The organism is Bradyrhizobium manausense, assembly GCF_001440035.1.
Taxonomy (GTDB): domain Bacteria; phylum Pseudomonadota; class Alphaproteobacteria; order Rhizobiales; family Xanthobacteraceae; genus Bradyrhizobium; species Bradyrhizobium manausense.
The window spans coordinates 699,666-703,523 of sequence record NZ_LJYG01000108.1 but is presented as its reverse complement, the minus strand read 5'-3'; the positions used below and the strand labels follow the sequence as shown (position 1 = coordinate 703,523).

Genomic DNA, 3,858 nt, shown 5'->3' with positions numbered 1-3,858 from the left:
CCGGCACCGAGCTCGAAGTGTTGCTGGCCTCGGCCGATACCGCGCTCTACCAGGCCAAGCGCGGCGGCCGTAACCGCGTCGAGGCGGCGGAGGAACTGCCGCTGTCGCTGGAGAACTGGCGCCGCCAGAACGCCGCGCGGATTGGCATTCCCAAGGCACAGCCGGCAACGGCCTGAGGTGGTTGGGGCTTGCGGTAATCGTCTGTTTACCATTCGGTTCCTACTATTGCCGTCATGGAATCGATCCGTCGACAGAACCCGCAAGCCGCCCTGATGTCGCTCGAAGCCGCCGCAAGCTCGGCACGCGGCGGTTTCGCCTGTCTGTTCTCGACCGCGGACGAATACGAGACGGCGCTGATTGCCGAGCGCCGCGCCCAGGGGCGCTACATCAAGAGCCGGAGCTATTGGCCGTTCACGTTGTTCCTCGGCTGCGCGCTCGTCGTCGCCGGCACCGCGCTGCTGTTTGCCTGAGAGCGTCGCATTTTCGGCCGGGCAGGGCGCCGTTTCAGCGCCTTTTTCTTTGCTTCCGTCTGCGCTAGACACGGCCACCAAACAATGGGGTGGAAACCGATGATCACCGAGATCGCGCAAATCGACGTCAAGCCGGGCAGCGAGAAGGACTTTGAGGCCGCCGTCGCCAAGGCCAAGGCCGCCTTCGGTCGCTCGAAGGGCTTTCACGGTTTTGAGCTGCACAAGTCGATCGAGAAGCCGCAGCGCTACCGGCTGATGGTGAAATGGGCGACGCTGGAAAACCACACCGTCGATTTCCGCGGCTCCGAGAATTTCACCGAATGGCGCGGCCTGGTCGGCCAGTATTTCGCCTCGCCTCCTGATGTCGAGCACACCGAGACCGTGCTGACGACCTGAGCTACGGCACGACGCCTTACGCCGCCTCGGCGAGAGGCGGCGCCTCATAGGTCTTGAAATGATCGATCATGACCTTGGCAATGGCGACCAGTGGCAGCGCCAGCGCGAGGCCCCAGATTCCGAAGACGACGCCGAGCAGGATCTGGAAGGCGAACAGCGTGGCCGGCGGGATGTCCAGCGCCTGGCGCTGCAGCAGCGGCGTCAGCACGTAGCTCTCCATCGCATGCACACCGAGGAACAGGATCAGCGCCGATAGTGCCGGGATCCAGCCCGAGGCGAGGCTCGCCAGCACCACGACGACGCCGGCGATGATGGCGCCGACCGTCGGGATGAAGGCGAGCAGGCCGGCCTGAATCCCCAGGATGAACGAGCCGGGGATGCCGATGATGGCAAGCCCGATCCAGGTCACGGCGCCGACCGCGAGCATGACGATCATTTGCGCCATCAACCAGCGCTCCAGCGTTTCGCTGATGCGATCGACAATCAGAGCAACACGGGTGCGATGCTTCGCTGGTGCCAGGAACAGCAGGCCGTCGTGATAGACGCTTGGCTGGGCGGCGAAGGCGAGTCCCAGAAAGAACAAGATGAAGATGTTGCCGACGCCATGGATGGTGCCGAGAAGCAGCTTGAAAGTCTGGCTGACGATGGCTCCGCCGCTGGAGGCCAGGGCGTCAGCAGCGGGCAGGGGACCGCGCTGCGTCGCAGCTCGCGGAGACGTCGAGTCCGGTGGCGTCGTGGCCGAGCCGTCGGATGCCGCATTGCCGAAATCGAAGAAGCTGGTGTCGATGCCATGACGATCCAGCAAGGATTTTACCGAGCCGATCTGCGATTTGATGGTCTTGCTCAGAGCCGAGGCTTGATCGGCAATGGTAGCGCCGCCGAGATAGGCGACGCCCGCGAGCAGGATCGCAAGCACGGCGCAAACCATTGCAAGCCGGACCGCATGGGGAAGGTGGACCAGGCGGCCGAGTGCATTGGTCAGCGCGTTGAGCCCGACGCCGAGCAGCATGCCGGCGAAGATCAGCAGCACGGTGGCGGCAAAATACCAGGTGAAGGCGAGCAGTGCCGTGAACAGCACCACGGCGATGCCGCCGACGGCAATAGCCCACGCGAGGTCGGTGCGGGTCCGGGGCCGTTCGTCTCTGGAAATGGTCACATCGGATCCTTTTCGGGCTGCATCGACTCTTCGCAAATTGCCGCCGGCAATCAAGCAGGGGCCGAGCCGATTTGGCCCGAGAGCCGGCCTTACGGCCAACGCGTCCGGAGCCAAGGGGTGCCTTTTGGGGTGCCCTCCGCCCAGGATTTGCGCGAAAATGGCATTGCCGTCCTGCGATCCCTTCTGTTGAATATGTTCCATACGAGGGGCATGTTTGGAGAATCTTCTTGCGGAGAGGTCGGAACGGGAGATGAGAAAGCCGGTCGTCGGCGTGATCGGGAACGCCCATCGCGTCGAAAATCGATTTCAGGTCCAGATGGTCGGTGAGCGCAATCTGCGCGCCGTGGCCGAAGTTTCCGGCGGTTTGCCGGTGATGTTCGCGGGCGCGCCCGACATTACCGATATCGCCGCGCTGCTCGATACCGTGGACGGCATCGTGCTCACAGGGGCCCGTGCCAACGTGCACCCGACGCGCTTCAATGTCGATCCCTGCGAGAAGCACGAGCCCTACGACGTCCACCGCGACGAGGTCGCGCTGGCGCTTTCGGTCGCCTGCGTCGCGCGCGGCATTCCGCTGTTCGGCATCTGCCGCGGCTTGCAGGAGATGAACGTCGCCTTTGGCGGCTCGCTGCATCCCGAGATCCGCGAAATCCCCGGCCGCATGAACCACCGCATGCCCCGGCTCGAGAACGGGGAAATCCATCCCGACCCGACTGTCGTGTTCGCCGACCGCCACGACGTCGACCTCACGCCGGGCGGCGCCTTCGCCAAAATCCTCGGCTGCGAGAAGATCCGGGTCAATTCGCTGCACGGGCAGGGCATCCTTGATCCCGGCAAGCGCGTGCTGATCGAGGGCGTCGCCGAGGACGGGACCATCGAGGCGATCCGCATCGCGGAAGCACCGAGCTTCGCGCTCGGCGTGCAATGGCACGCCGAGTACGACCCGCAGCGCAATCCCATCAACCGGAAACTGTTCGAAGCTTTCGGCGAAGCGATGGTGGCGAAGCAGAAGGCGGCGGCGTAGGGACACAGGCGAGAGGTCGTACGGCACGCTTTCGCCTCCTCTCCATCTCGGATTCGGGATTGCGTCGCTGCTTAAACCAATCGGCAAGAATTGGTTCGCGATGTTGTTGCGATTCCGATTCGTTCTTTGCGAACGAAATGGAGTCAGATGCAGAACGAAAATAGCAGCCACGTCTTCGCGATTTCGCGACAGATTTCGCCCGAGCTGGGTCTCCTTTCCCGCCTCTTCGGAATAGGAAGGAGTTGCCCTCCTTAGCGCACCTATCCGGGAATGACGTTGTCCGCGACATGAGTGCCGCCGTTCGACCCCGCCCATTGCATCGCACAATCGCAATTGCCGGCGACCTCCCTCCGCATTGAGGTTTGCGTGACGGCCACCATATCTTCGGCAAGGGAGCCCTTGCCGTGCGGATCATGAAGGCGGCCCTCGTTGCGGCGATCGGAATCGTCGCTTGTCTTGCCTGTCTCCGTGCCGGCTCAGCGGAGGATCACCGCCGTTTTGCACTCATCGTCACGATCGATGGCGCGATTGGCCCGGCGTCGGCGAGCTATGTGAAGGAGGCGCTGCTCAAGGCAAGCGAACGACGCGCCGAAATCGTGATCCTTCGCATGAATACGCCCGGCGGCCTGAACTCCAGCATGCGCGAGATCATCGCGGATGTGCTGGCGTCGTCCGTTCCTGTCGCCGGCTATGTCGCGCCGGCCGGCGCCCATGCGGCAAGCGCCGGTACCTATATCCTCTACGCGACCCATATCGCAGCGATGGCGCCGGGCACCAATATCGGGGCCGCCACGCCGGTGCAGATTGGCGGG

General features: G+C 63.7%; 5 protein-coding genes and 1 pseudogene. 5 read left to right on the top strand and 1 reads right to left on the bottom strand.

The features are described 5' to 3' along the window. From AOQ71_RS49020 to AOQ71_RS33475, 3 genes and pseudogenes are all read left to right on the top strand, one after another. Positions 1–176 (top strand): annotated as a pseudogene (locus AOQ71_RS49020) (GGDEF domain-containing protein); the annotation flags it as partial. 57 nt (positions 177–233) lie between these two features. Beyond that, positions 234–470: a hypothetical protein gene (locus AOQ71_RS33480; RefSeq protein WP_057756275.1), complete on the top strand. Its 237-nt coding sequence runs from the start codon at positions 234–236 to the stop codon at positions 468–470. Between the two features lie 99 nt (positions 471–569). Further along, positions 570–866, top strand: coding sequence for an antibiotic biosynthesis monooxygenase family protein (locus AOQ71_RS33475; RefSeq protein WP_057756272.1), 297 nt, complete (start codon positions 570–572; stop codon positions 864–866). Between the two features lie 16 nt (positions 867–882). Here AOQ71_RS33475 and AOQ71_RS33470 read toward each other — a convergent pair whose 3' ends face one another. Further along, a complete protein-coding gene (locus AOQ71_RS33470; RefSeq protein ID WP_057756269.1) occupies positions 883–2,022 on the bottom strand; it encodes an AI-2E family transporter in 1,140 nt (379 codons plus the stop codon). A 250-nt stretch (positions 2,023–2,272) separates the two neighbouring features. Here AOQ71_RS33470 and AOQ71_RS33465 point away from each other — a divergent pair, with 250 nt between their 5' ends. Next, positions 2,273–3,046 carry a gamma-glutamyl-gamma-aminobutyrate hydrolase family protein gene (locus AOQ71_RS33465; RefSeq protein ID WP_057756266.1) on the top strand — a complete coding sequence of 258 codons (774 nt, stop codon included), beginning with the start codon at positions 2,273–2,275 and terminating at the stop codon, positions 3,044–3,046. Positions 3,047–3,450: 404 nt separating this feature from the next. After that, positions 3,451–3,858: Clp protease/crotonase-like domain-containing protein (locus AOQ71_RS49015; RefSeq protein WP_488226155.1), on the top strand; the 408-nt coding region annotated here is incomplete at its 3' end.

Excerpts from the sequence above, each read along its gene's own strand:
- AOQ71_RS33480 (WP_057756275.1), top strand. The coding sequence starts at position 234 with ATGGAATCGATCCGTCGACAGAACCCGCAAGCCGCCCTGATGTCGCTC.
- AOQ71_RS33465 (WP_057756266.1), top strand. The coding sequence starts at position 2,273 with ATGAGAAAGCCGGTCGTCGGCGTGATCGGGAACGCCCATCGCGTCGAA.
- AOQ71_RS33475 (WP_057756272.1), top strand. The coding sequence starts at position 570 with ATGATCACCGAGATCGCGCAAATCGACGTCAAGCCGGGCAGCGAGAAG.